Genomic DNA, 245 nt, shown 5'->3' on the forward strand with positions numbered 1-245 from the left:
GCTGGCGCCGGTCGGGCATGGCGCTATGCTCGATGGGCTCAGCGGGCAATTGCTGATCCTCAACCAAGTGGTGCACTTGGTCTGCGTGGGGGCGTGGCTCGGCGGGCTGTTACTGCTGGTCCTGATCCTCAGGCAGCCGCATGTGCACCCGGTGCAGGCGATCCTCAGACGGTTCAGCGGCTTGGGCTATGGCCTCGTCGCAGGGTTGCTGGTCACTGGCCTGATCAACGTGCGCGTACTCACCG

The 245-nt window shown here is 65.3% G+C and carries 1 pseudogene; it reads left to right on the plus strand.

From position 1 onward, the window contains the following. Positions 1 to 245 (plus strand): annotated as a pseudogene (locus SB679_RS25810) (hypothetical protein); the annotation flags it as partial.

Origin of the sequence: Chryseobacterium sp. SIMBA_029, from assembly GCF_046535275.1 — a bacterium.
Taxonomy (GTDB): Bacteria; Bacteroidota; Bacteroidia; order Flavobacteriales; family Weeksellaceae; genus Chryseobacterium.